This window comes from Gemmatimonadaceae bacterium, from assembly GCA_019637445.1.
GTDB lineage: Bacteria > Gemmatimonadota > Gemmatimonadetes > Gemmatimonadales > Gemmatimonadaceae > Pseudogemmatithrix.
Genome location: JAHBVS010000001.1, coordinates 2,065,020 through 2,090,776, shown reverse-complemented (window position 1 = coordinate 2,090,776; position 25,757 = coordinate 2,065,020). Strand labels below are relative to the sequence as shown.

Here is a 25,757-nt window from a genome sequence, read left to right as displayed (position 1 = left end):
TCTATGCCCTTGGAATCAGGGTTCGAGCGCGGTTCTTGTATAGCTTGTGAAAATAATCACAATCCCGGCTGGTTTGCAACTCATGCGGGGTTGGCTTTGGGACTGGTCGAGGCTGGATTCTGGCGTCCCCGCTCGGATGGCTTTGCGGGGGCTGCCACAGAGACGCAGAGGCACGGAGAACGGCGGATACGGGACCGACTGCAGATGCGGGACAACGGCGAACTGCGATTCGGGAACTTCAACTGCCTCTGGGGGGTCCGCCGCGCAGGGATCTGTCCCAGGGACCCCCAAAGTCAGTTGCCGTTGCCGTTCCCGCACCGCCGTTCGGGGTTGCCCGCATCCCGCACCGCGCATCCGCAGTTCTCTGTGCCTCTGCGTCTCTGTGGCAAGAAACTCAGCGCACAGAACCAGAACTACGAACGAGACCGCCCCCGCCCCTGCTTCACGAACCGGTCCATGAGATCCGCCGGCCGCAACCGAGCCAACGACGAACTCTTCACGCCGAACAGCCGCTGGCAGCAGGCCGAGAGGTGCGACGCGGAGGCGAAGCCGAGGATGCGCGAGACGTCCGGCAGGTCCAAGCCGGGATTCTTCGCCAAGGCCGCAGCCGCCAGCAGGCGGACGAGGTCGATCACGCGTTTCAGATTGGGAGCGCCATCCGACGAGAAGCGTCGGCTCAGGTGCTCGCGCGTCAGGCCCACCGCGTCGGCGATGGCTTCGGTGCGAACGATGCGGCCACCCTGCGCAACGATGTATCGCCAGGCCGAGAGTTGCACCGGAGTCGTCAGGCCGATCCGTGCCGGCGCATCCTGGAGCGCAGTTGCGAAGCGCACGGTAAACGTCGCCGGCAGCGTCAGCTCGCGAAGCACCTCGTCCTCCGCGCCCTCCACAAGGCAATCGACCAGCTCAAGCTTCGCCGCCCGTGCCTGCGTCGCCGCGTCCGCGGGACGCAGCGGGGCATAGCCCAGGAAGGGGATGCTGGGGTAGTCGCGGGCCAGCGCGGCCTGCGCCCAGGTCTCGTCGGTGGGCTGGGCGAGGTCCACCACCACCGCATCGACGAAGGCGGTCGCCAGGGTGCGGCGGAGCTCATCCGCCGTGCGCACGAGGAAGAGGTGGCCCCGGCGGCGCGGCAGGGCGCGGCGAAAGGCGTCCCGTGCGCGATCTCGGCCGGTGGCGGCGATGATCCCTGGGGCCGAGAGGGGCCCGAGCAAGCGGTCGGGCACGGTCAGGACGCGGCGCTGACGTCGCTGGCGGGCAGCACCGCGGCATCATCCGGCCCGACCGCGAGGAGTGCGTGTGCAGACTCTAGCACGGCGCGGGCGTTGTCGTAGGCGAGCATCTTGGTCGCCTGTTCGTACGAGGCCCAGCGGCAAGCCGTGATGCCTTCCTCACGCTGCGGCACGGTGCGGCGCTGCTCCGTCTCCATCAGGAAGAAGTGGCAGACCTTGTGGATCTTGCGGCCGCGAAACCGAAAGGTCCAATCGATGGTCTCCACGGGCGCGCGGATCTCGAGTCGGCCGATGCCCGTCTCCTCGGCCACCTCACGCAGGGCGGCGGACGATGGTTCCTCGCCGGCTTCGAGATGGCCCTTCGGGAAGCCCCAGTTGCGATAGGGATCGCGGATGAGCAGGTAGAACGTGCGCTCGCCGTCGCGGCGGAACACGATGCCGCCGGCCGAGACCTCCTCACGGGGCTTCTTCTTCCGCGTCACCGCGCGACGGGCTCGAACGGCTCCAGCTCGGCACGGCCTTCGATGAACTGCCTGACGATGGGATCCGTCGTGGCCTTGATCTCGTCGACGGTGCCGACCTGGCGCACCTGTCCCTCATAGAGCATGGCGATGCGCGTGCCGACAGTGTAGGCGCTGCGCATGTCGTGGGTAATCACGATGCCCGTGACCCCGAGCTGCTTCTGCATGCGGACCATCAGCGCGTCGATGATGGCGCTGGTGACGGGATCGAGGCCGGTCGTGGGTTCATCGTAGAGCAGGTACTTCGGGCGTAGCGCGATGGCGCGAGCGATGCCAACGCGCTTGCGCATACCGCCCGAGAGTTCGGCGGGGAGCCGCACGCCGACGTCGTCCTCGAGGTCGACCAGCTCCAATGCCTCGTGCACGCGATCCTTGATCTCGGACTCGGTGAGCTGGCCCTGCTTGCGCAGGCCCATGGCCACGTTGTCGGCGATGGTCAGGGAGTCGAAGAGCGCGGCGAACTGGAACACGTAGCCGATCTTGGCGCGGAGCTTGTAGAGCTCCTGTCGCGAGAGCTTCTGGACCTCGACGCCGTCCACGAAGACGCGACCGAGGTCGGGGTCGAGCAGCCCGACGATGTGCTTGATCGCGACCGACTTTCCCGTGCCCGAGTAGCCGATGATGACCATGGTCTCGCCCTCTTTCACCTCGAGGGAGAAGCCACGGAGCACTTCGTTGTCGCCAAAGGCCTTGTGGAGGTTGTCGAAGACGATCACGTGAGGGCGGACGGAAGACGAAGGACGGAGGACGGAAGCTTTGGGAATATGCGCCACGGAAGCGGCATCCGCATCGCGGAGCGGTGCAAAGGAAAGGGCGGCCCGAACGGGCCGCCCTCCTTCGTCCTTCGTCCTTCGTCAGCCGTTATGCGGCGAACGACCCCAGCGCGCGCCCCACATCCCCTTCACGGAGCCGCTTGAGCGCACGGTCACGCAGCTGCCGGACCCGCTCACGCGTGACGCCGAGCATGGAACCGATCTCCTCGAGCGTGTGCTCGCGACCGCCTTCGAGCCCGAAGTAGAGGCGCAGCACCTTGGCATCGCGGGGCGGCAGGGTGTTGAGGGCGTGCTCGATCTCGTCGTTGAGGAAGCGGTTCATCGCCTCTTCCTCGGTGTCGGGCATCTCGTCGGCGACGAAGCGCTCGATCAGGGAGCGATCGCCGTCGGGATCCATCGGGGCATCGAGTCGGACGTCGCCGGTGTTGAGCGCGGCGAGCGACTGCACGACGTCCACGGACAGTCCGGTGACCTGCGAGAGCTCTTCCGGCGTTGGCTCGCGGCGCAGCTTCTGGCGGAGGATTTCCGAGGCCTTGATGATGCGCGAGAGGTCGGCGGTGCGGTTGAGCGGCACGCGGACCGTGCGGCCCTGGCGGGCCAGCGAGCTCAGGATGGCCTGGCGGATCCACCACACGGCGTAGGAGATGAACTTCACGCCCTGGTCGGGATCGAACTTCCGGGCGGCGGTGAGCAGGCCGACGTTGCCCTCGCCGATGAGATCGATGAGGGGCAGGCCGCGGTTCTGGTACTTCTTGGCCACCGAGATGACGAAGCGCAGGTTGCGCTTGACCAGCTCCTGGAGGGCGTCCTGGTCGCCAGCGCGGATCTTCCGCGCGACCTCAATCTCCTCGTTCCCCTTCAGGAGGGGGTACGTGGAGACTTCGTAGAGGTACTGGTCGAGAATGTCGCGCTCGGGCTCGCTCGGGGCGATGCCAGCAGGCGCGGTGCGCCGCTTCCGACGCTTTACTTCGGTGGCCATTTCGTATGGATTCCTGGGCGCCAAGGGCGGCCCGGCTCAATTCGACAGCGAAAAGCGAACCCTAAGATAAGGATTTCCTGCGGTAGCGCCAGTCAGACCGCTTGACCGCCTACATATACCCAGATAGCTTCTACGGTTCCTGTCGGACACGCTCTTGAGCGTGCGTCGCGCGGGGGCGTAGCTCAGTTGGGAGAGCGCTTGAATGGCATTCAAGAGGTCAGGGGTTCGATTCCCCTCGCCTCCACTCCCCGCCCAAGGGTCCGGGCGGCGTGGATCGTAGGGTTCCAGAGGGTGCAATGACGCGGTGGCGGCGGTTGCGCTCCCGTCTGCGGGAATAGCTCAGTTGGTAGAGCACAACCTTGCCAAGGTTGGGGTCGCGGGTTCGAGTCCCGTTTCCCGCTCTGTCGCCACCAGCAGTATCGGCGACCGCAGTGCAACGCTTGATGCCGTCGGAACGTTAGACGTCGGCGTCGGGTATCCACGGGCGGTTAGCTCAGTTGGTTAGAGCGCCACGTTGACATCGTGGAGGTCACAAGTTCGAGTCTTGTACCGCCCATCGCCTCACGAGGTCATACTCGTGGGGCGTTCGTTTCTCCCCCCGCCGCTGGCCGTCGGCGTCCGCTGTCGGCCGGGCACTCCCCCAACTCCGCGACCGATGTCCCTTTCCATCCGCCTGTCCGCCGTCGCCGCGCTCGCCGCCCTGGTCCCCGTGACCGTGGCCGCGCAGGCCACTGAGTGCTCGGTGGACCTCTACAAGCCGTCGCAGCTCGCGCAGGCGACCATCTTCATCCAGCAGGCCGCCAACAATCCCGAGGGTGAGGACGGCGCCAAGGCCCTTCGCGACGCGGCCCGCCTCCTGCAGGACGAGCGCCGCTTCGCTTCGAACCCGAACGGGTTGGCCTACGCCAAGGGCCAGATGTTCATCCTCTGGCTGCACCAGGATGACGCGCCGGTCTCCATGACCGAACGCGACCTGAACCTCGGCCGCGACCGCGAGCGGCAGATCGACCTCGTGCACGCTGCCGACTCGATGTTCTCGATCGTCGAGCGCGCCGCGCCCGAATGCGAGCCCGATGTGGACCGCTGGCGGCAGTCGAAGCCCTGGAACGAGCGCATCAGCGAGGCGTACCGCCTGCTGAACGAGGGCGACGTCGATGGCGCGGAGGACTTTGCGAAGCAGGCCTTCCAGCTCGACCGCCGCTCGCCGTTCGTCTACAACGCCTTCGCGCAGATCGCCGCGAAGCGCAACGACGTGGACGGGATGCTCACACAGCTGGACAAGGCGATCGAACTCGCCTCGAAGGACACCGCGCTCGCCGAGACGACGCGCCAGCTCCAGACGCAGTACGCACAGACGCTGCAGACCCAGGCGATGTCGGAGTCGGCCGGCCCCGTGCGGAACGAGAAGCTGGCCAAGGCCGCCCGGATGTACATCGCGCTGGGCAACAACGATCCGATGGGCCAGGATGGTCCGGCCTACTTCTCGGCGGCGATGGACATCGCCTCGATGACGCAGAACCAGGCCTTGATGGCGGAGATCCTGCAGCCGCTGAAGGAAGACCCGTCGATCTATCCGGACCTCACACTGTTGATTGCGGCGGAGACCTCCCGGCTGCTCAACAAGAACGACGACGCGATGGCCTTCTACCAGGCCGCGCTGGAGAAGAACCCAAACATCCGCGACGCCAACTTCTTCCTCGCGTACATGTTGATCGAGGCCAAGAAGTCGGCGGAAGCGCTGCCGATGCTGGAGCGCCTGAAGACGCTGGACCCGGGCAACCCCGACAACCTGATGATGCAGACGATGGCCGCGCGCCAGGTCGCCGAGGCGGAGCAGAACACCACGCGCCGCGCCGAGCTCATCAAGAACGTCGAGGCCCTGATGCGTCAGGAGACGGCGATGCAGCACCGGGTGCAGATCACCCGCTTCGAGCGCCGCGCCGAGGGTGCGGTGGTGTCGGGGTCGGTGGAGAACCGAGGACGCGCCGCCAAGACGTTCACCCTGGAGTTCCAGTTCCTCGACATCGAGGGCAACGTGGTGGAGACGCTGACGACGACCACGCCGTCCGCCGAGCCGAACGGAATGTCGGAATTCGAGATCACGGCGACCCAGCCGGGCATCGTCGCCTGGAAGTACGTGATGAAGTGAGCCCCGCCGTGGCCGGCGGGAGTCGGACGGGGGGCGGCGCCAGCGGCGCCGCCCCCCGTCTCGTTGACTGCCCCTCCGGGCGCGCTTATCTTTGGGATTCCCTCGGAAACGTGTACGCCGTGTTTGCGTGGGTGCTGCGCGCTCGTAGCTCAATTGGATAGAGCATCTGACTACGGATCAGAAGGTTGGGAGTTCGAGTCTCTCCGGGCGCATTCCTTCTAGGACGAAGGTGGTAGGACGAAGGACGAAAGAGCACGATCGGGGCGTAGCTTAGCCCGGTAGAGCGCCTGCTTCGGGAGCAGGAGGTCGCTGGTTCAAATCCAGTCGCCCCGACTGGTATACATAGAGGCCCCGCAACGCGCGATGCGTTGCGGGGCCTTCTTGCTGCCATCTCAGCGCCCGCGCCGGGTCAGCGCCAGGGGTTCAGGCGGTATCCCTCGGCGTAGAACACGTTCAACGCCGTCATCGCGCTGATGGCGAGATCGACACCCGGCAGCAGTTCCTCGCGCTTCACGCCTCGGAACGCCGCCGTCTGCCCACACATCGCCAGACGCGCGCCCTGCTTGAGCAGCTCCTCGACCAACGGCCGGCTGGGGTTGGGGCGCCCGAATCGCGCAATGTGCGCGGAATCCGTGAGCAGCGCGTACCAACCGGTTCCGTGGAAGACCGCGGCCGCGTGCAGGCGCTCGACCGGGATCCCGTTGCGCGCGTGCAGGTTGTAGAACCGCGCCACGGTGCCGAGCTGCTGGTTGGCCAGGGAGTCGACGCCGACGTTGATCTCCCACATCACCTTGAAGACGTGGCCGTCCGGGATCTTGAACGTGGCGTCGGGCACGGCGGCGGACATCCCGCCGTTGCGGATGACCGGCCCGCTGCGCTCGATGCCCGCCGCCGGCGGCGCCTGTTGCGCCACCAACCGGCCAACCGGCAAGACGAGGGTTCCAGCCAACGCGAGGGCCGCGAGTCGGCCGGAGTCCGAAGCGCGACTCACGGTACCGGCTTCCCGTCGGCGTCGAGCGTGACCAACTGGTTCCAGTCCACGCGTAGCGACGTGCTGCTCTTCTTGCCCATCACTTCCCAGGACAACTCCACCGTGGTCAGCGCGGGTAGGTCGCAGAGGACCCAGTCCCCGCGATTCGAGCTGATGGCCTCACGGATCTCATCGCGCCAAAGGGGCACTTCGCCACCGACGTCGACGGCGACGCGCCAAGTGGCGCGGATACGGGAGTTGGCCACGGGCCGATCCTGCCACGTGAGGCGCCCGCGGGCCGCGCCGGTGCGGGCAAAGATCACTCGCTCCGAGCAGGCGCTGCGGATTGGTCCTTCGCGATCGTCATTGGCTGCCGCCTCGCTCATGAAGATGCGTCGCGATCCTTCCAGCAGTGCCGTCGTCTGCCAGGACAACAGCTCGTGGCCCATCACCTCGGGTTGCAGCACCCGGGCACGGTCCTGGGAGCGGAAGGTCTCAAGCTCAATGAACCCGACCTGCGGGAAGCGGATGAACCAGTCGGAGACCAGCCAGGTACCGCCGGCAGCACGGGCGAAGCCGACCCGCCCACCTCCGTCGCGCTTGTCTTCATCCGACGTGAGTCCTACGTACCGGTAGTTGATCTCCTGCAGGGCCATCGTAGCGCGTTCAATAAGCAGGGTGCCCTCGACGTCCACGTAGTCCCGCTTCCGTTCCTTCGGCTCGAAGCTCACGGTGAATGCGGTCGCCGACCCTTCGCGCGCCGTGAAGCAGTAGGAGCTCGCGAACCAAGGCGACAGCAACGTCGTCAGGTCGAAGCCGCGGAAGATCCGGTCCTTGCCGGCGACCACCACATAGCCGGAACGCTGCAGCTCCCCCAATACGGGAGTGCCGAACGCCGCGACCGGCGCTCCACTGCGGCGCGCGATCAGGAAGCGCGCCGTATCGCGCGCGTTGGCCGCGAGCCGGTGGTCGGTCACGGCCCAGCGTGCGACGACGCCCTGCCGAGTGGACGTGAGGTGCGCCGCCGTAATGGCCTTTCGTACCTCGTCCATCAAAGTCGCGACGTAAGTCTGGTCCACGGCCGAGTTGCCGCAGGAGCTCGGGGCCACGGATGAGCGCAGCGGCAGCACCCGAACGCTGGCGCCCAGCGTGGGATCCAGCGACACGATCTCGCCGGCCGCGACCGCCTGTTCCAGCGCGACCGTACGCTCGTACCCAACGCGCTCCAGCACGACGCGGGTGTAGCCCGCTCGCGGAAGGGGCAAGGCGTAGCGTCCGTCGTCGCTGGTCACAACGCGCAGCACTTCAGTGCCCGCGCTGTCCTGCGCAACCACAATCACGCCTCCGCCGCCGGTCGCGCCGCCGGGAAGCTTTACCTGACCGGAGACACGCTGTCCGAGCAGGGCCGCTGGCGACAGCAGCAACACGAGGGCCCCCGCTGCGGCCCTCAGGCGGCGGAGCGCGCGGCTCATCTCGCCCGGCGGCCGGTCGCGGCCTGGAACGTCATCCGGTTGTTCACCCACTCGAAGCGCAGCTGCGCCGCCTGCTCGATGGCGCTGATGGCTGCCTGCGACGACTCAAGTGGCACATCCATCGAGACGGGCTTCGCCGCTGAGGCGGAGTCAGCCAACATGATGTCGAGTCCGTACCAGCGATACAGCTTCTGCAGCGCGTCGCTGACCGGAAGCTCCTGCATCACGAGGCGATTCTCGGTCCAGCTCAGTTCGCGCTGGACGTCGGCGGCGCTGGCTGCCTGCGAGTTGCCGTCGCGGTCGATGGTCACGGCCGCGCCTTCGGCAAGCGTCTGCTCGGCATCACCCACCTTGATGCGGGCGCTGCCGGAGTCGACGCGCACCACGCGGATCATCTCCTCGGCATAGTCACGAACCGTGACGACACCGCCGGAGGAGAAGACGGAGACGTCGCCCAGCCTGGCCTCGAACTGCTCGGGATTGCCGCTTGCCACACGGAATCGCGCAGTACCCGAGACGGTGAGCGTGCGATACTTGGCGCCGAACTCGGGGACGATGACGAGCCGGCTCTCGGGACCGAGGTTGGCGACGCTGGCGTCGCCCAAGGTCACGCTGCCCAGCTGGCCGGCGCGAGTCGAGATCTGCTCCGCCTCCGCCGAGCCGAGCATCTGGTTGATGACGGAGGCGCGGCTGGCCATACCGAACCAATAGGCGCCGCCCAATGCCATGACGGCCGCGACCACGGCGATGATGACGGGCGTCTTCCAGTTGCCGCGCTTGGCGACGGTGTTGATGTGTTCGGCGACCCCGTGCGAGCTATGCTCACGGCGCCGCTTGGCGGCGGTCGCGGCGTCGACCTGCGGCTTGTGCAGCTCCGCGACCAGGTCGCGCCAGATCGCATCGGCGCTCGGCGCGGCGTGGGCGCTCGCCTGGACCCCCTCGGCCTTCTCGAAACGGTGGACCGCGGCCATACGCGCGCGCGTCGCGCGGGCGCGATGGCGCATCTCCTCGTTGAAGAAGGCCTCGATCTCGCCGCTATTGTGGAAGCCGTCGCGCTCGGCCCAGAACTCGCGCAGCGTGGCGATGAGCAGCCGCGGTGCGGCCGCGTCCTCGCCCTTCAGCCGTTCCAGTGCACGGGCCAGGAGCCAGTCGTAGTTGGAGCGATAGATCGTCTCCAGCGCCTGCTCGCTCCCACCGTTCAGTGCGGTGATGGTTGCGGCGTCAATGGGCGCGAAGGTGGCCGACATCAGGCAGTCCTCTTGTATTCGGGGGATGCGCGGGCGACTCGCGCCCTGGCGGGGTGTGCATACAATAGCCCGCGGGGCGTGGTGCCGCATCCCAGCAGAGGGCCCGGCGACCCCGGCCACCTACCCCGTGGCAGCCGAGCGGACTAGGTTTCACGGTTCGCGCGAGTAGCTCAGCTGGATAGAGCGTCGGCCTCCGGAGCCGAAGGTCGTGGGTTCGAATCCCGCCTCGCGCATCCATTCCCCTTCCGTCGCGCCCCTCCCCTCCCCGCCCCGATGTGCGGGCCGGCGCCGACCGTCGCGAGCTTCCCCCTCCAAGCCTCCCCTTCGCGTGGAAATCGCTTCCCTCCGCCACATGTCGGTGGACGAGTTGCAGGCCCTCGGTGCCTCGCTGGGCGTGGACACCGACGGGCGACAGCCCCCCGAGGATCTCTCGCTTCGCGTGAAGCGTGCGCTGCTCGCGACAGGCGAGCCGTTGATCGCCGAGGGCGCGCTGGAGCTGGTGAAGGGTGGTCACGGGTTTCTCCGCAGTCCGGAGCACAGCTACCTCGCCGGGCCGGACGATGTGTACGTGTCCTCGGCACAGATCCGCCGACTGGGTATCCGCACGGGTGACATGGTGCGCGGCCTCGTGCGGCCAGCCAAGGCCTGGGAGAAGTTCCTGGCCCTGATGCAGGTGGAGAGCATCAACGGCTTGCCGCCGGAGCAGGCGGCGCAGCGCGTCCCCTTCGACGCGCTTAAGCCTCGGTATCCCGACCAACGCATCCGACTCGAGTCCAAGTCTGGCGGACTGTCGATGCGCGTGGCCGACTTGATTGCGCCGCTGGGCAAGGGGCAACGCGGGTTGATCGTCGCTCCGCCGCGCGCGGGCAAGACGCTGTTTCTCCAGCGGATGGCGAACGCGATTGCCGAGAACCATCCGGAGATCGAGCTGATCGTGCTGTTGATCGACGAGCGGCCGGAGGAAGTGACCGACTTCATCGCGACGGTACCCGAGGCGGAAGTCGTGGCCTCCACCTTCGACGAGATGCCGAAGCGGCACGTGCAGGTGGCGGAGATGGTGATCGAGCGGGCGAAGCGCCTGGTCGAGGCCGGGCGTGACGTGGTGATCCTGCTGGACTCGATCACGCGTTTGGCGCGGGCGCACAACGCGGTGATCCCGATGTCGGGCAAGATCCTCTCGGGCGGCGTGGACGCGAAGGCGATGGAGAAGCCCAAGCGTTTCTTTGGCGCGGCGCGGCGCATCGAGAACGGCGGCTCGCTGACCATCGTGGCGACGGCACTGGTGAACACCGGCTCACGCATGGACGAGGTGATCTTCGAGGAGTTCAAGGGCACGGGCAACCAGGAAATCGTCCTCGACCGGGACATCGCGAACCGCCGGATCTATCCGGCCGTGGAGATCAACAAGTCGGGGACGCGCAAGGAAGAGCTGCTGCTCACGGACAAGGAGCGGAACCGCATCTTCCTGCTGCGACACTTCCTCGGCGACATGCCGCCCGAGGAGGCGACGCAGTTCCTGCTGCGCAAGCTGGCGGTGACCGCGACGAACGAGGAGTTCTTCCAGAAGATGGCCGAGGGCGGCTGATGCGACGCGCGCGTCGGTGGGTGGCGATCGACCTCGGCGATCGGCGCATCGGGCTCGCAGTGAGCGACCCGACGGGCATGATTGCCTCGCCGGCCGGGCACGTGGTGCGGCGCGCTGGAAAGCGTCCACCGTTGACGGCACTGTTGGCCCGCGTTCGCGAGTTGGAGGGCGAGGGATTGGTGGTGGGACTCCCACTCGACGGCCAGGGTGAGGACACGCCGCGTGCGGCGGAGGCGCGACGACTGGCGCAGGAACTCTCGACCCGGCTTGGCCTTCCCGCCGAGTTGGTCGACGAACGCTTCTCGACGGCGGCGGCACTGCGCGCGGTGCAGGAGATGGAGGGTTCGACGCGCGGCCGGAAGGGCGACGTGGATGCGTTGGCGGCGACAGTGCTGCTGCAGCACGCGCTGCGGGCGATGGAGCTGCAGGAGTCGCCGGCCGAGTCCGGTGGGGTCGCGGATGCGTAGCGCCGCGCGCTGGCGGCGCTTCTGCGTGGCGACCGGCGTGGCAGTGGTCGCCGGCTTCGCGGCGGCCTGCGGCACCGACGACCGCACACAGGTCACCGTGAATATCCGGAAGGGCTCGAACTTCCCGGAGGCCGCCGAGTCGCTGGCGGCGCACGGCGTGATCAAGAACCCGCGTCTCTTCGGCTTCTACGCATCGCGGCTCGGGCGCGACCGCAGCATCCGCTACGGGATGTACCTGCTGGAGCGTGGATCCTCCTGGAGCGACGTGTTGGACGCACTGGAGAAGGGCGAGGGGATGGTGACCCGCGTGCGCATCATCGAGGGCTGGGCGCTGTGGGACATCGTGCCAGAGCTCGCAACGAAGCTTGAGGTGCCCGAGGAGTCGGTGCAGGTGGTGGTGCGCGACACGGCACTGCTGCGGCGTCTGCGCGTGCCACGAGGGATCCGGGACATGGAAGGCTATCTGTTCCCGGACACTTATGACTTACCGGTAGGCGCGACGGCGCGCCAGGCGATCATCTACATGATCCGCCGCTTCGAACAGGTGTGGACGCCGGAGTGGGAAGCGCGCGCCGCCGAGCGGAAGATGACGCGCCACCAAGTGGTGACCTTGGCGTCGATTGTCGAAAAGGAAGTGCGGCAGGGCGCGGAGCGGCCGACCGTGGCCGGCGTGTACTCCAACCGCCTCACGCGCGGCATGCTGCTTCAGGCCGACCCGACGATTCAGTTCGCATTGAAGCGTCGGCGTCCGGCGCGTGTGCTCTTCCGCGACCTGCGCGTGGACTCGCCCTACAACACGTATCGACGGGCTGGCCTGCCGCCGGGCCCCATTGCCTCGCCGGGTGCGAAGTCGATCGAAGCGGCGCTGTATCCGGCCGACGTGGACTTCCTGTACTTCGTGGCGCATCCGGACGGACACCACGAGTTCCGACGCACGTATCGCGAGCACCTCGAGGCCATCCGGATGGTGCGCGACATCGCGCGGCGTGACACGCTGGAGCGTCGGCGGCAGGCGGCGCAGGCGCGGGTGGACTCGGCGCTGAGTGCCGCCGCGGCAACGAAGGTCCCGACCAAGGCGCCCAGCGATGCCGCCACAAAGACGGCGACCAAGGTGCCGCCCGACACGACCGGCCGGCAACGCGCGCCTTAGTCCGCCATCAGGTCGGCGCGGAGCAGCACGGCGTCGCGCAGGTACACGTGCCGGACTTCATTGCGCGCCAGCCGGCACTCGGCGTGGACCAGCACACGGATGCAGTGCGTCAACGCGCCCGGCACCGGCAGTTCCTGCGCGCAGAGCAGCGGGATGTCCGTCCAGCCGTAGAGTCGCGCCGCGTAGGCTGGAAACTCGCTGATGAGATCGGGCGTCGCGGTGAAGACGGCGGAGATGATGTCGGCGGGGACGAGGTCGTTGTCGTCGAGCACCGCCTCCAGCAACTCGGTGACCGCCTCGCGGATCAGCTCGGGGCGGTCGGCGCTGACGGTTGTGGCGCCGCGGACGGCGCGCACGCCGCGAGGACGTTCGGGGCGACGCTTCATCGCCTCGAAGATGCGGGCGGCGCGGTGAACTGTCCACGGCTGCGGTCGCAGATGCGCAACCGACGCTACCCTGGCAGCGCGGCGCCAGAGCGAGGCTCGACTCAGCCACGGTAGATTCCGGAATGTCGCGAGTTCAGCACGCAGTCGTCTCCACCCGCGGTGCCAAGCGCTGGCAGGGCGGGCATCCGTGGATCTTCCGTTCCGATGTGGTCGAGCGGCCGGCGGCGCCGGCAGGCACGGTCTCCGTGGTGGACCAGGCGGGCCGCGCGATCGGCGCGGCGCTGTGGAGCCCGGAGTCCGAGATCTCGCTGCGGATGCTTTCACGGGACGATGCGGCCCTCGCGCCCACCTGGTGGGCGGAGCGCCTACGCAGCGCCTTGGACCGTCGCCACGGTTTGCTTGATGCGGACACGAATGCCTGTCGCCTGGTACACGGCGAAGGCGACGGCCTGCCGTCGCTCGTGGTAGATCGCTACGACCGATGGCTGGTGGTGCAGTTGCTCTCGGCGGGACTCGAGGCGCGGCGCGACACGATTGTTTCGGTGCTGCGGGAGCTGAGTGGCGCCGAGGGCATCCTCGCGCGCAACGACGCGTCGGTTCGTGCGCGCGAGGGCCTTCCGAAGGCGGTGGAGCCGTTGTATGGCGATGTGCCGGCGACGGTGGAGGTTCGCGAGCACGGCGTGCGGTACCTCGCCGCGCCACACAGCGGCCAGAAGACCGGCGCGTTCCTCGACCAGCGGGAGGCGCGCGTGCTCGTGGGCAGCGTGGCGCGTGGTCGGGCGCTCGACGTGTTCAGTTACCACGGGTCCTTCGCACTGCACCTGGCCCGGCGTGCGGATTCGGTACGCGCGGTGGATGCCAGTGGCGCGGCGCTCGCACGCGTGCGGGAGAATGCATCGCTGAACGGCTACACGAACATCGAGCCGGTGGAGGCCGATGCGTTCGACTTCCTGCGTGCGGAGGAACGTGGCGGCTCACGTTACGAGACTATCGTGTTGGATCCACCGGCGTTCGCGAAGAACCGCGCCTCGCTGGCGGGTGCTGTGCGCGGCTACCGCGACATCAACCTGCGGGCGATGCGCCTGCTCGCGCCCGGCGGCGTGCTGTATACGGCGAGCTGCTCCTACCATCTCGGCAAGTCGGACTTCCTGGCGATGATCCAGGAGGCGGCGGCACACAGTGGACGCCGGATGATCCTGCGCGGGCTGACCGGGCAGCCGGTGGATCATCCCGAGGTGCTGACGATCCCCGAGACGGGTTACCTCAAGGGCGCGTTGCTGGAGGCGGGTGACTGAGGCTTTGGCGGCGAGTGACATCGCCCGCGGCTGACGCCCCATAAGCCGACGGGCTCAGCGCGCTTGGCAGCGCGGGCAGAAGTAGGTGCTGCGCCCCGCCTGCACGATTCTCCGGATGGCGCTGCGGCAGCGTCGGCAGGGCTCGCCCTCCCGGTCGTACACGCGAAACGGTACCAGTCGCTCGCCCCTGTGATAGCGGCCCGCGTTGACGTGGCCGTCGGCCAACGCGGCGCGCAGCCCCACAAGCAGGCGTTCGACGCGCGGCAGCGTGAGCGACTGCGCCGCCACCCGCGGCGAAAGCCGGGCGTGCCAGCAGGCCTCGGCCGCATAGATGTTGCCAATGCCGGCCAGCAGGGCCTGATCGAGCAGCACGGGCTTGATCGGCCCTCGGCGGTCCGCGAGACGCGCGCGCAGCACGGTGGCATCGAGTGCGGGGTCCTCCGCCTCCGGGCCGAGCCCGAGGTCGGGCAGCGCGGCATCCGGGTGCCAGGAGACGGTGCACAGCGCACGGGAGTCCACCAGCGTGACGCGACGCCCGTTGTCGAGATCGATGCTCACGCGGGCGTGTGCCGGCAATGCGGTGGCCGACCGCCCGAAGTGCCAGTCCCCGTTCATGCGGAAGTGCACGAGCAGCGTAGCGGAGTCGGCGAGATGGAGTAGCTGGTGCTTGCCGCGGCGTTCTACCTCGACGACGCGCTGACCGACTGCCCGTGCCGCGTGGGGCGGCGGTAGCTGCCGCGTTTGCGAGCGGTGATGTGTGCGCAACGCGACGATCTCGCGTCCGCGGATGGCGCGCCGCAGTCGCCGCGCGGCGTACTCGACTTCCGGGAGTTCTGGCATCGCCGTGAATGATGGGCCGCGTCACGCGCGAGGGAAGGGTTGTCGGGTGCGCAGAAGCCCCTAGCTTGCAGGCAGACCTTCCCACCCCGCCCCGCTGCCATCCCCGATGGGCCACCGCGCCTCGCCACGCTCGCTCCGCGCCGAGTACGACCTGTTCGTGGAACGCGAGGTCGAGGACTACAAGAACTCGGTCTCGACCGCGTTCCTGCACAGCATCGCGACCGAGGCTGCGCGCACACTCGAGGAAGGCGCACAGCTCGGAATGCGCGAAGTGATGCTGGCGGCGGAGGTGGACCGGATCATCGCCAAGCGCCTGCGACTGCCCAGCTACGAGACCTGGCGGCGCCGCCGATTGAAGACGGAGAACGAACTGCGTCGCCCCGAGCATTGGGGGCTGCGTCCCGACACGCCGCTGCACGAGGCGCTGCAGGCACCGCGTCCGGCAGCGACGGTCTTGGTCGCCGGCCCGCGCGTCGAGGGCTCGGCGCTGTACCTGGCGGCGAACGGTTGCGAGGTGACGGCGGTGGAGTCCGAGGTGGCGGTGGTGAACCGCGTCGTGCGGGCGGCCCAGGAGTCGGGGTTGATCGAGAAGCTGCGCGGGTTCGTGGCGGACCTCGTGAGCTACACTCCCGACGGTCCGCTGGCAGCGGTTGTGTGTACGCCGGCTGCCTTCGCCGGACTCTCGCCGGTTGAGCGCGAGCAGGTCATCGCCTTGTTGCAGCAGGCGACGGCGGACGGCGGCGTGCATTTGATCGAGACCATCGTGGCCGGGCAGGCCGTGCTCACGGAGGAGGAGCTCCGGTCGCGATACAGCGGCTGGGAGATCAAGCTGGTGCCGGAGCCTGGGGCGTCGAAGACGTTCGTCGCGAAGAAGCACGTCGCGTAACGCACTGACACGGTTCGGCGATTGCCCCCGTGTCTCGATGCGACACCGCCTTGCCCAGGGACACGCGTTGCACAGTCTAAAACCTTATCCTGCAATGCGTTAGCTCGGCCTGGAAACTGGCATTCTCCCTGCACCGTCTACCATATGAAGTCGACCCGGTTGCGGTCGATGATTTTGTCATCCGTCCCAAGAGGGGACACTTATGGTGGAGCGAGCGATGCAGTCCGAGATGATGGAGCAGGAGCCGGTGGGTATTGTGATTTCCCGTGGCAGCCGAGACGAGGCGACGCCGCGGTTCTCCGCATATGTGTGGGGTCCAATCCCTGAGGAACTTGAAGCGACGACCACGACGCCGACTCGCGCGGCCTGAGTCGCGCGGATCACTGGGAGTGCAGCGGGGGCGACCGGACGGTCGCCCCCGCTTTTTTCGTTTCGGGCGGGGGATCGCTTCGCGAACGTGGGTCCGCCGCGCCGCGAAGCGACATCGCGGGACGCGCGCCGCCCAAACGCCACGAGGGGACCGGCGTTTCCGCCGATCCCCTCGTGTGTGAAGCTGGACCGCTTACTTCTTCTTCGCGGCCTTCTTCTTGGTCGCCTTCTTCGCGGCCTTCTTCTTCTTGGCAGCCATTGTACTATCTCCTTAAAGGAGGTTCGTCCCTGCCGATTCCCCGGTGAATCGGTGGGTTCCGCGAAAGTGTCGCCACCTTCGCAGCTCGTGCGATCCCGATACTTTGGAATCTCAAATCAAACAGCCTCGGACAGGCTGGTAAACGTAAAGTCTCGCACCTTCAGGGCCGGCATCACCACGCTGCCACCTGCTTCCGTCCCTGCGAGTCGCTCTGCCCGGCCGAGCATTTCCAGATTGTTCAGCATGAACAACGGCGACTCATTGAACCGCAAATTCCGAATTGAACGCGAAATTCTTCCCTGTTCGATAAGGAAAGTCCCGTCGCGTGTCAAGCCTGTATAAAGAATGGTGCGTGGATCGACTTCGCGCAAATACCACAATCGCGTGACCAGGATGCCGCGTTCGGTGCTTCGGATCATCTCGTCCACCGAACTCGAACCGCCGGCCATCTTCAGCGACGTCGCACCGCCGGTTGGCGTGCGTCCCTGCTTCTTCGCCCAGAAGCGCGACGTCTGCAACTGCTTCAGTTCACCGTTCTCGATCCACACCTGGCGGGCGAGCGGCATGCCCTCGCCATCGAACGGCTGCGCCAGCAACTGCGGATCGGCAGGATCGGAGAACATCGTCACCCGCGTATCGACGATCTTCTCCCCGACTTTGTTACCGCCCCCCTGCTTCGAAAACGGCGAGCGTCCCTCATCGGCAAGACGCGCGTCGGCGTAGAACGCCACCAGTTGCACGAGGTCGCCGACGGCCTGCGGCTCGAGAATCACCGTGTAGCGACCGGGTTCGACGGCGGCTGGCTGCCGCGAACTGCGCGCCTTGTCGATCGCGCGCGACGACACGGCGTTGAAGTCGATCTGCCGCCAGTCGGGATGGTCGGCCGCCGCCCAACCGCTGCCGGTGCCGTCCGTGGTGCGCACGGTGAGCGTGTAATTCACGTTCGTCCCGTTGTGGTACGCGAACATTCCGGCGCTGTTGGCCAGCGCGGTGGCGTTCGCGCCCATCACGAGGAAACCCGCCGCCTTGAGGTCGCCGGCGCGGCGCGCCGGTCCCAAGGCCGACATCGCGGCCTGCGCGCGCTCCGCGGCGCCGATGTTGGCCGTCGCGTCGATGAACGCCTCGACCGGCCGGTACTGCTGCGGCTCGACCAAGGGCATCGCTTCGGGATCGTCGGGCGCGAGGCGCGCCAGACGCTCGCTCTCCTCCACGCAGCGGCGGAGGCTGGCCTCCGACAGGTCGTTGGTCGTCACCACCGCGTGCTTCGGGCCGAACCAGCTCTGCACCACCAACCCACCGTCCGTCAGCGCGCCGGCCGTGCTCATCTGGTTGTCGGCGAAGCGGACGTTGGTCGTGTGGTTCGACGCGAGGTTCACGTCGATGCCGTCGGCCTTGGAGAACTTCATCACGCGTTCGGCAATGGCCTGCGCGTCCGCGCGGGAGAGCACCGCTCCCGCCGGAATGCCGTCGCGGAGTCGCTTGGGTGCGCTCATCCCTTCCTCCCGGTGTTGATCACGTTGACCTGGCGGAAGCGGGCCGGCGGTGAGCCGTGGCTCACGGCGTTGACCTGTCCCGGCTGTCCCTTGCCGTCGAAGAATGACCCGCCGAGGCGATACGTGTCGCGCCCGCCGAGTCCGTCGAGGGCGTTCCAGAAATCTGGCGTGCGAATCTGGTAGGCCACGTCCTTGAGCATCCCGGCGATCTTGCCGCCGCGGATTTCATAGAACACCTGGCCGCCGAACTGGGCGTTGTAGCGCTGCTGGTCAATCGAGAACGAGCCGTCGCCGATGATGGCGATCCCGCGGTCGACGCCGGCCACGAGGTCGTCCCAGCTGGTGTTGCCGGACGACGGGAGCAGCGAGACGTTGGGCATGCGCTGGAATGCCACACTGCCCCAGGAGTCGGCGTACGAGCAGCCGTGCGAGCGCACGGCCTTGCCTTGGCTCGCATACCAGTCCTTGAGCCAGGGCGCCTGCTCGCGCGTCGTCTGGTAGTCGTTGAACATCCCGTCCTTCACGATCAGGAAGTCGTCCGGCCGCTCGCCGTCGTCGTCCCAGCCGATGGTCGCCAGCGCGCCTTCCTGCGTCCGGTCGCCCTGGATGTTCATCATCGAGGGGCCGTACTTGAGTTTGCCGAGGTGCTCCTCCGGCGGCGCGACGAAGCTGGTACCGGCGTAGTTGGCCTCGTAGCCCATCGCGCGGTCGAGCTCGGTGGGATGCCCGATGCTCTCGTGGATGGTGAGCCACATGTTGCCCGGATCGAGCACGAGGTCGTAGCGCCCGACCTCGACCGGCTTGGCTGAGAGCTTTTCGACCGCCTGCTCGCCCCACTTCCTGGCGTTGCCGGGCAGATCGCACTGCAGGACGTACTCCCAGCCGCGCCCCATCGGCGCGGCCTCGACGCCCTGCCGGTTCTGGAAGTCGGAGAAGTCGGGAGCGACCGCCGTGGCGGTAAACAGCGGCCAGCTGCGGACCAGGGTCTGGTCGGTGACGGTCCCCTCGGTGGACGCGAACTGCTTCTCCTGCTTTACGAAGAAGAGGATGGAGTTCACGAAGCGGACGTTCTGAATCTTCATCGCCTCTTCGTTCGCCGAGAGCAGGAGGTCGACCTTCTGCTCCAGTGGCACCTCGAAGGGGTCGGTGGTGAAGGCCGACTTCCAGGTGCCGTTGGGATACGCGCGCACCGGGGCGAGCTCGACGGAACGGTCGCGCGCCACGCGATTCGCCTTGGCGATGGCCACGGCCTCGCGGGCGGCGGTCGTGACGGCGTCGCGGGTGAGGTCCTTCGTGGCGGCGAAGCCCCAGCAGCCATCCACGAGGGCGCGGACACCGCAGCCGAGGGTGTCGGTGTCGACCACGTTCACGATCTGCTTCTCACGCGTGACGACGAAGTTCTGCCGGATGCGCGCGATGCGGGCGTCGGCGTAGGCCGCACCCGCCATCTTGGCGGCGTTGATCGCGTCCATCAGCAGTTCCTTGGACGCGCCGCTCTGGAAGCGGTCCAGGTCATCGAGGGCCGGGGCGGCGCCCGCGCGTCGTGGCGTGCTCGCGAGGGCGATCGCGGCGGCCGCGGCTCCGGTGGTCCGGAGGAAATCGCGGCGGTCAGTCATCTCAGATGGCGTCGCTGATTGAGGTGAAGGTGAAATCGCGGACCTTGAGCGGAGGCACCATGATGGCCTGGCCGGGCCCGCCGGACTCCGACGCGCTGACGCGGACGGGACGTCCCATCGCCAGCACGTTGTTGAGCATGAAGATGGGTGACTCGTTGTAGCGCAGGTTCTTCACCGGCCGCGTCACGCGGCCGTTCTCGATCAGGAAGGTGCCATCGCGGGTGAGGCCGGTGAACAGGATGGTGCGTGGGTCCACGCCGCGGATGTACCAGAAGCGCGTGACGAGCAAGCCGCGCTCCGTGCTGCGGATCATCTCCTCCACCGACGTGTCGCCACCCGACATGGCCAGCGTGCCGCCGGTCGAGCGCGGAGTGTTGCCCGTGCGCTGCGCCCAGAAGCGATCGTAGGCGAGGTTCTTCACGACTCCGTTCTCGATCCACGTCGTCTTGCCGTTCGGCATGCCGTCGAAGCCGACCGTGTTGGCCGGAACGCGCGGGTCGAAGGGGTCCGACACGAGCGTCACGCGTTCATCTACGACCTTGTCGCCAATCTTGTTTCCGCCGCCGGCCTTGGCGAAGAACGAGCGGCCCTCGTCGGCACTGCGAGCGTTGAGCGCCCCGCCGATCAGCTGCACCAGGTTCGCCACCGCGGTCGGCTCGAGCACCACGGTGTAGCGGCCTGGCTCGATGGCCGCCGGGTTCACGCTGCGCTGGGCCTTCTCGATGGCGCGAGCCGCGAGCTCACGCGGGTCGATGCGTGAGAAGTCGTTGTCCGAGGCGCCTGCCCAGCCCGAGCCCGTGCCGTCCGGCGTGCGCACGGTGGTCGTGAACGCACAGCCGGTGCTGCGCTGGTAGGCGAACAGCCCCTTGCTGTTGGCAATCGCAAAGGCCTGTGCCTGCGCCTCGAGGTAGCCGGTGGAGATGAGACCCGCATACTGCGCCGGCTGCGTAATCGCCCGCACCGCCTCGGCGCGCGCATCCGGCTCCAACGACGCCGTGGCGTCGCTCCAGACGATGGAATCCTCGTAGGACTGCGGCCCGAGCTCGGGCAGCAGTTCCGGATCCTCCGGCGCGAGCCGGGCGATGCGCTCGCTGTTCTCGACCGCGGCCTTGAGCGCGGCCTCGTCCAACCGATTCACCGTCACGTTGGCGACGCGCTTGCCGAACACCGAGCGGATGGTGACCGCGTTGTTGTAGTTGTCGCCGGCGGTGGAGATCTGGTTCACCGCGAAGCGCGTGTTGGCGCGCACGCCGCTGAAGATGCTGACGCGGCACTCGTCGGCCGACGAGAAGCCCAGCACGCGCTTGGCGATGGCCTCGCACTCGCTGCGGGAGAGGTAGCGCGCGACGGCCTGTAGGGATCGGGGCGCCATTACGCGTTCCTCCCGGTGTTGATCACGTTGATCTGCTTGTGGCGGGTGGGCGGGCAGCCGTGGCTGACCGCGTTCGACTGCGAGGGCTGGCCCTTGCCGTCGCCGAAGGCGCCGCCCATCTCGTAGCTGGCCTTGCCGCCGATCATGTCCATCGCGTTCCAGAACTCCGGCGTGCGCATCTGGTAGGCCACGTCCTTCAGCATGCCGGTGATCTTGCCGTTCTTCACCTCATAGAACAGCTGGCCACCGAACTGGGCGTTGAAGCGCTGCTGGTCAATCGAGAACGAGCCGTCGCCGACGATGGCGATGCCATTCTCCGTGGCGGCGATGAGGTCGTCCCAGGAGACATCCGCCTCGCCCGGCATCAGGTTCACGTTGGGCATACGCTGGAACTGCACGTCGGCCCAGGTCTGGGCATACGAGCAGCCGTGCGAGCGCGTGGGCATCTGCCGCTGCTTGTACCACCAGTCCAGCCACATCGCCTGCTCGCGCGTGGTCTGGTAGTCCACGAAGATGCCGTCCTTGATGATGTGGAAGTCCTCGGGCTTCACACCCTCGTCGTCCCAGCCGGCGGCCGACAACGACCCCGGCGTGCTGCGCTCGGCCACCACGTTCATGAAGTCCGGGCCGTAGCGGAACTTGCCGAGGTAGTCCTCCGGCGGCGCGAGGAAGCTGGTGCCGGCATAGTTGGCCTCGTAGCCGTAGGCGCGGTCGAGCTCCGTGGGATGCGCAATGCTCTCGTGGATGGTGAGCCAGAGATGCGTGGGGTGCAGGATCAGGTCATAGCGGCCGACCTCGACCGGCTTGGCACTGAGTTTCTGCCGCGCCTCCTCGACCCATCGCGCGGCGTGCGACTTGAGGTCGGCGTCGAGCACGTGCTCGTAGCCGAGGCCACGGGGCTGGATGTCGGTGGACTGTCGCGTCTGGAAATCGCGGTTGTCCGCCGAGACCATCGTGATATTCATGCCCGGCTGGGCGCGGAAGATCGTCTGCTGCGTGACGGTGCCGAGGCTGCTCGCGAAGGTCTTCTCGTCCTTGAGGAAGAACATCTGCGAGTTCACGAAGCGTGCGCCGGCCTCCATAGCTGCCGCATTGGCCTCGAGCAGGTAGGCAACCTTGTCCTCGATGGCGACCGTGAAGGGGTCGATGCGCGCAGGCGAGCGCCAAGTCCCGTTCGGCACGGGCGGGTGATGGATGGGCGCCAGCTCCAGCGGCTTCACCATCGCCACGCGGTTGGCGCGGGCCTGGGCCACGGCCTGCCGTGCCACACGCGCGATCTCATCGACCGTGAGTTCGCTGGACGCGGCGAATCCCCAGGACCCGCCCACCAGCACGCGCACGCCGAAACCAAACGTCTCATTGTCGCCGATGTTGGTGACGCGGCGCTCGCGGGTGCCGAGGTTCTGCGAGCGGGCGCTGGAGATGCGGCAGTCGGCATAGTCGGCGCCGGCGGACTTGGCGGCATCGATGGCGCGCAGCGCGAGTTCACGATGGCTGCTGTCGCCTTGCCACGGGGCGGAGTCGGGGGCCTGCGCCGGCGCGCGGTGGCCGATGAGCCCGACGGCAGCCGCGGCGGCGGCGGACTGTTGGAGGAAGTCCCTGCGTGAAGCGGTCACGACGCATCCTCTTTGGTAGATGTCGAAATCCAATGTAGCCGCATTGTGTACGTGCGGCGCAGGTGCCAACGTTCAGACGTCCGCGACCCCCTGGAGAGTTTGCTTCGATGCCCACGTTGACGATCGACGGCCGCTCCTGTACTGCCGCCGAAGGCGCCACCATCCTCGACGCCGCGCGTGCGGCGGGCATCGACGTGCCGACGCTGTGTTGGTATCCGCAGCTGCCGACGGTGGGCAACTGCCGCATCTGCCTCGTGAGCGTGGACGGCACGGGGAAGCTGCTGCCCGCCTGCGCCACACCGGCGGCGGACGGCATGGTGGTACACACGGAGTCGCAGGCCGCGGTGAAGAACCGACAGGGCGTGCTGTCGCTGCTGCTCGAACGCTACCCGGTGGAGCAGGTGCCGGAGGACCGTGGTCGCAACGAATTCGAGCAACTGGTCCACCGCTACCAAGTGCCGCTGCGACGCTCCGCCGAGCTGCCGCTGCGCGTTGGCGACTCTCGCGCCGGCGACCAGATCATCCAGCACGACATGAGCACCTGCATCCTCTGCACCCGCTGCGTGCGGGCCTGCGAGGACATCCAGGTCGTTGGTGTGCTGGAGATGGCCGAGCGCGGCGAACACGCGCAGATCGTCGTGGGTGCCGATGGCAACCCGGAGCACGCGGGCTGCACCTGGTGCGGCGAGTGCGTGCGCGTGTGCCCCACGGGCGCGATCCACGACATCCTGCCGCTGGCCAAGCTGCGCGCGGGCACGATGGACGAGCCGGCGCGCACGGTGCGTTCGGTCTGCCCGTATTGCGCCGTCGGTTGTCAGCTGGACCTTGAGGTGCGCGGCGGGCAAGTCGCGCGCGTGACCTCGCCGTGGATCGAGGAGCCGACACCGAACGCGGGCTCCACCTGCGTGAAGGGGCGCTTCGGCACGGACTTCATCCTGCATCGCGATCGCCTGACGACGCCGCTGATCCGCCGCGGCTGGCAGCGCGACGCGGACGGCGCGTGGCACTACGACGCCTCAAGCGATCCGGCGGCGGCACAGTGGCCCCGTCGCGGTGGTCCCTGGGAAGCGGTCGAGGCCGAGGGTGCCGCGCCCAAGGGACGCGCGCCGCGCACGAATCCGCTGCGCCGCCGGGCCGATCCGGGCGCCGAAGCGGCGCTGGCCGATCCGCGTGACCGCCTGGCGACGCCAGCCGAGTGGTTCTCGCCATTCCGCGAGGCGACCTGGGACGAGGCACTCGAGCTCGCCGCGCAGCAGCTCGCGCGCCTCCGCGACACGCACGGTCCCGACAGCCTCGCGACCTTCGCCTCGGCCAAGTGCGCCAACGAGGAGAACTACGTCCTGCAGAAGATGTTCCGCGCCGGCATCGGCACGAACAACGTGGACCACTGCACGAGACTCTGCCATTCGTCCTCCGTGAGCGCGATGCAGCGCGCGCTCAGCACATCGGCGGCCAGCGGGTCGATGCGCGAGGTGGAGCACGAGAGCGACGTGATCTTCGTGCTGGGTGCGAACACGACGGAGAGCCATCCGGTGTTTGGCGCCGCGCTCAAGCGCGCGTTGAAGCGCGGCGCGACGCTGATCGTCGCCGACCCGCGGCGGATCGAGTTGGCGGCCCGTGCACACCATCACCTGCAGTTGCTGCCGGGCACGGATGTGGCGTTGCTCAACGCGATGTTGCACCACGTGCTGGAACTGGGGCTGGAGGACCGCGCCTTCATCGCGGCGCGCACAACGGGCTTCGATGAAGTGCGCGCGGCGGTGGCGCGCTACACGCCGGAGATGGCGGAGAGCATCACCGGTGTGCCGGCGGAGACGATCCGCGCGGCGGCCGAGGCCTATGCGCGCGGCCCGAAGTCGGCGACGCTGTGGGCGATGGGCCTCACGCAGCACCACACGGGCACGGACATCGTCACGTCGCTGCTCAACCTGATGCTGGCCTGCGGGATGATCGGCCGCTGGGGAGCGCCGATGATTCCCATCCGCGGGCAGAACAACGTGCAGGGCGCCAGCGACATGGGGGCGATCCCCTTCGCCATCACGGACTATCGGCGCGTGGACGATGCCACGGTGCTGGCCGAGTACGCGGGCGTGTGGGGGGTGCCGGTCGAGAAGCTCTCCACGCAGGTGGGCCGCAAGGTCACGGAGATCGTCGGCGCCGACTCGCCGGTGCGCGGGCTGTACATCATGGGCGAGAATCCCATCATCTCCGACCCTGACGTCGCGCACGCGGAAGAGTGGTTCCACGGGCTGGAGTTCCTCGCCGTGCAGGACCTCTTCCTCACGGAGAGCGCGCGCTGCGCGGACGTGGTGTTGCCTGGCGCGTCGTTCGCCGAGAAAGACGGCACCTTCGTGAACACCGAGCGTCGCATCCAGCTGTCCAACAAGGCCGTGGAGCCACCGGGCGACGCACGGGCGGATCTGGACATCGTGCTGGAGCTTTCACGGCGCCTCGGAGTCCCAACGCCGTACAGCACGCCGGCCGAGGTCTTCGATGAGATCGCGCGGGTGACGCCAAACTGGCGTGGCGTGTCCCACGCGCGGTTGGCTGAGCGCATCGGCGGACTGCAGTACCCGGTGCCGGACGCCGCGCACGAAGGCACGGACTTCCTCTTTGCCGATCGATTCCCCACGCCGGATGGCCGCGCGCGTCTCGTCGCCACGGAGTACCTGCCGCCGGCCGAGCTGCCGGACGAGGCATATCCGTTCTTCATGAACACGGGTCGCCAGATGTACCACTGGCACACGGGCACGATGACCCGGCGCTCGACGGCGTTGGACGCGCGCGAAAGCACGGCGACGGTGGAGCTCAATCCCGCGGACGCCCGCGAGCTGGGAGTGCGCGACGGCGAGGAAGTCACGATCAGCTCACGACGCAACAGCATCCGGATCGCCGTGCGGTTGTCGGAGCGGGTGGCGCGCCGGCAGGTGTTCGTGCCGATGCACTACCGCGAGGCGGCGGCGAACCTGCTTACGAATCCGGCATTCGACGGTCCCTCGGGAATTCCCGAGTTCAAGGTTTGCGCGGTGCGTATCGAGGCCGACCGACTGAGCACGGTCTAGGGCGAGGCCGGACCTAGCGCG

At 67.8% G+C, this 25,757-nt stretch carries 20 protein-coding genes and 6 tRNA genes; 13 read left to right on the top strand and 13 right to left on the bottom strand.

Translation table 11 applies throughout. The features are described 5' to 3' along the window. Nucleotides 1-413: 413 nt before the first annotated feature. The 4 genes from KF709_09325 to KF709_09310 form a co-directional block, all read right to left on the bottom strand. Nucleotides 414-1,223, bottom strand: coding sequence for a helix-turn-helix domain-containing protein (locus KF709_09325; protein ID MBX3174600.1), 810 nt, complete (start codon nucleotides 1,221-1,223; stop codon nucleotides 414-416). 2 nt (nucleotides 1,224-1,225) lie between these two features. Further along, entirely contained in the window at nucleotides 1,226-1,711 is a 486-nt protein-coding gene (locus KF709_09320) for an NUDIX domain-containing protein (protein MBX3174599.1), read from the bottom strand. Continuing rightward, on the bottom strand, nucleotides 1,708-2,466 hold the full coding sequence (locus KF709_09315) for an ATP-binding cassette domain-containing protein (protein MBX3174598.1): 759 nt from the start codon (nucleotides 2,464-2,466) through the stop codon (nucleotides 1,708-1,710). Before KF709_09315 ends, KF709_09320 begins: the two co-directional genes overlap by 4 nt. 145 nt (nucleotides 2,467-2,611) lie before the next feature. Beyond that, nucleotides 2,612-3,502, bottom strand: coding sequence for an RNA polymerase sigma factor RpoD/SigA (locus KF709_09310; protein ID MBX3174597.1), 891 nt, complete (start codon nucleotides 3,500-3,502; stop codon nucleotides 2,612-2,614). Nucleotides 3,503-3,673: 171 nt separating this feature from the next. Between KF709_09310 and KF709_09305 the strand changes: the two genes are divergently transcribed. The 6 genes from KF709_09305 to KF709_09280 all read left to right on the top strand — a co-directional run bounded on the left by KF709_09305 (nucleotide 3,674) and on the right by KF709_09280 (nucleotide 5,984). Beyond that, nucleotides 3,674-3,746 (top strand) — tRNA-Ala (locus KF709_09305). 84 nt (nucleotides 3,747-3,830) lie between these two features. Continuing rightward, nucleotides 3,831-3,903, top strand: a tRNA-Gly gene (locus KF709_09300). Between the two features lie 81 nt (nucleotides 3,904-3,984). Next, a tRNA-Val gene (locus KF709_09295) sits at nucleotides 3,985-4,058 on the top strand. 99 nt (nucleotides 4,059-4,157) lie between these two features. Continuing rightward, nucleotides 4,158-5,651 carry an FxLYD domain-containing protein gene (locus KF709_09290; GenBank protein MBX3174596.1) on the top strand — a complete coding sequence of 498 codons (1,494 nt, stop codon included), beginning with the start codon at nucleotides 4,158-4,160 and terminating at the stop codon, nucleotides 5,649-5,651. 138 nt (nucleotides 5,652-5,789) lie between these two features. Beyond that, nucleotides 5,790-5,863: transfer RNA gene (locus KF709_09285), tRNA-Arg, on the top strand. 47 nt (nucleotides 5,864-5,910) lie between these two features. After that, a tRNA-Pro gene (locus tag KF709_09280) sits at nucleotides 5,911-5,984 on the top strand. Nucleotides 5,985-6,060: 76 nt separating this feature from the next. Here the strand turns inward: KF709_09280 and KF709_09275 are convergent. From KF709_09275 to KF709_09265, 3 genes are read right to left on the bottom strand one after another with little or no spacing between them, the layout of a single operon-like run. Then, nucleotides 6,061-6,642: a DsrE family protein gene (locus KF709_09275; GenBank protein ID MBX3174595.1), complete on the bottom strand. Its 582-nt coding sequence runs from the start codon at nucleotides 6,640-6,642 to the stop codon at nucleotides 6,061-6,063. Next, nucleotides 6,639-8,093, bottom strand: a complete 1,455-nt coding sequence (locus KF709_09270) for a carboxypeptidase regulatory-like domain-containing protein (GenBank protein ID MBX3174594.1) — start codon at nucleotides 8,091-8,093, stop codon at nucleotides 6,639-6,641. Before KF709_09270 ends, KF709_09275 begins: the two co-directional genes overlap by 4 nt. Further along, the gene (locus tag KF709_09265; protein MBX3174593.1) at nucleotides 8,090-9,340 is read right to left on the bottom strand and encodes a FecR domain-containing protein; all 1,251 of its coding nucleotides are present in this window, start codon (nucleotides 9,338-9,340) and stop codon (nucleotides 8,090-8,092) included. The genes KF709_09270 and KF709_09265 overlap by 4 nt, the downstream gene beginning before the upstream one ends. Nucleotides 9,341-9,499: 159 nt before the next feature. Between KF709_09265 and KF709_09260 the strand changes: the two genes are divergently transcribed. From KF709_09260 to mltG, 4 genes are all read left to right on the top strand, one after another. Then, nucleotides 9,500-9,573 (top strand) — tRNA-Arg (locus tag KF709_09260). A gap of 95 nt (nucleotides 9,574-9,668) precedes the next feature. After that, on the top strand, nucleotides 9,669-10,925 hold the full coding sequence (gene rho / locus KF709_09255) for a transcription termination factor Rho (protein ID MBX3174592.1): 1,257 nt from the start codon (nucleotides 9,669-9,671) through the stop codon (nucleotides 10,923-10,925). After that, a complete protein-coding gene (ruvX, locus tag KF709_09250; GenBank protein MBX3174591.1) occupies nucleotides 10,925-11,392 on the top strand; it encodes a Holliday junction resolvase RuvX in 468 nt (155 codons plus the stop codon). Before rho ends, ruvX begins: the two co-directional genes overlap by 1 nt. Then, nucleotides 11,385-12,542 carry an endolytic transglycosylase MltG gene (gene mltG, locus KF709_09245; GenBank protein MBX3174590.1) on the top strand — a complete coding sequence of 386 codons (1,158 nt, stop codon included), beginning with the start codon at nucleotides 11,385-11,387 and terminating at the stop codon, nucleotides 12,540-12,542. The genes ruvX and mltG overlap by 8 nt, the downstream gene beginning before the upstream one ends. On the opposite strand, the gene aroH is transcribed toward mltG, so the two are convergent. Further along, nucleotides 12,539-12,928 (bottom strand): chorismate mutase, encoded by a 390-nt coding sequence (aroH, locus tag KF709_09240; GenBank protein ID MBX3174589.1) that lies wholly within the window; start codon nucleotides 12,926-12,928, stop codon nucleotides 12,539-12,541. The genes mltG and aroH overlap by 4 nt on opposite strands. Nucleotides 12,929-13,050: 122 nt before the next feature. Between aroH and KF709_09235 the strand changes: the two genes are divergently transcribed. Next, the gene (locus KF709_09235; GenBank protein ID MBX3174588.1) at nucleotides 13,051-14,223 is read left to right on the top strand and encodes a class I SAM-dependent rRNA methyltransferase; all 1,173 of its coding nucleotides are present in this window, start codon (nucleotides 13,051-13,053) and stop codon (nucleotides 14,221-14,223) included. A 54-nt stretch (nucleotides 14,224-14,277) separates the two neighbouring features. Here the strand turns inward: KF709_09235 and KF709_09230 are convergent, their stop codons facing one another. Next, on the bottom strand, nucleotides 14,278-15,063 hold the full coding sequence (locus KF709_09230; GenBank protein MBX3174587.1) for a hypothetical protein: 786 nt from the start codon (nucleotides 15,061-15,063) through the stop codon (nucleotides 14,278-14,280). A gap of 106 nt (nucleotides 15,064-15,169) precedes the next feature. Between KF709_09230 and KF709_09225 the strand changes: the two genes are divergently transcribed. Continuing rightward, nucleotides 15,170-15,949, top strand: coding sequence for a hypothetical protein (locus tag KF709_09225; protein ID MBX3174586.1), 780 nt, complete (start codon nucleotides 15,170-15,172; stop codon nucleotides 15,947-15,949). 744 nt (nucleotides 15,950-16,693) lie between these two features. Here the strand turns inward: KF709_09225 and KF709_09220 are convergent. The 4 genes from KF709_09220 to KF709_09205 are packed head-to-tail and all read right to left on the bottom strand — an operon-like array spanning nucleotide 16,694 to nucleotide 22,674. Next, nucleotides 16,694-18,070, bottom strand: a complete 1,377-nt coding sequence (locus KF709_09220) for a TldD/PmbA family protein (GenBank protein ID MBX3174585.1) — start codon at nucleotides 18,068-18,070, stop codon at nucleotides 16,694-16,696. Beyond that, nucleotides 18,067-19,686: a TldD/PmbA family protein gene (locus KF709_09215; GenBank protein ID MBX3174584.1), complete on the bottom strand. Its 1,620-nt coding sequence runs from the start codon at nucleotides 19,684-19,686 to the stop codon at nucleotides 18,067-18,069. The genes KF709_09220 and KF709_09215 overlap by 4 nt, the downstream gene beginning before the upstream one ends. 1 nt (nucleotide 19,687) lies before the next feature. Beyond that, the gene (locus tag KF709_09210) at nucleotides 19,688-21,058 is read right to left on the bottom strand and encodes a TldD/PmbA family protein (GenBank protein ID MBX3174583.1); all 1,371 of its coding nucleotides are present in this window, start codon (nucleotides 21,056-21,058) and stop codon (nucleotides 19,688-19,690) included. Then, the gene (locus KF709_09205; protein MBX3174582.1) at nucleotides 21,058-22,674 is read right to left on the bottom strand and encodes a TldD/PmbA family protein; all 1,617 of its coding nucleotides are present in this window, start codon (nucleotides 22,672-22,674) and stop codon (nucleotides 21,058-21,060) included. Before KF709_09205 ends, KF709_09210 begins: the two co-directional genes overlap by 1 nt. Before the next feature lie 107 nt (nucleotides 22,675-22,781). Here KF709_09205 and fdhF point away from each other — a divergent pair, with 107 nt between their 5' ends. Beyond that, on the top strand, nucleotides 22,782-25,736 hold the full coding sequence (fdhF, locus tag KF709_09200) for a formate dehydrogenase subunit alpha (protein MBX3174581.1): 2,955 nt from the start codon (nucleotides 22,782-22,784) through the stop codon (nucleotides 25,734-25,736). Nucleotides 25,737-25,757: the final 21 nt, after the last annotated feature.